Genomic DNA, 255 nt, shown 5'->3' with positions numbered 1-255 from the left:
GCACATCAGCGAAACCTGCGACGCCACACCGGGCGAACCCGGCACCACCGGCACCCCACCGCCACCGAACCTGATCACCAACATCGCCACCACTGACGCCACCACCGCGGACACCACGATGACCGAACCCATCCACCAGCAACTGGCCCGCCGCGACCTGCTCCCCGCCGAGCACTACCTCGACTCCGGCTACCCCTCAGCCGACCTGCTGGTCTCCAGCCACACCACCTTCGGGATCACCCTGATCACCCCGGT

General features: G+C 67.8%; 1 pseudogene. It reads left to right on the top strand.

The annotated features are described in order from the left end of the window. Positions 1-255, top strand: a pseudogene (locus LPA41_RS41540) (IS1182 family transposase); the annotation flags it as partial.

Origin of the sequence: Actinoplanes sp. DH11, assembly GCF_020873875.1 — a bacterium.
GTDB lineage: Bacteria > Actinomycetota > Actinomycetes > Mycobacteriales > Micromonosporaceae > Actinoplanes.
This window is presented reverse-complemented; position numbering and strand designations above follow the sequence as displayed.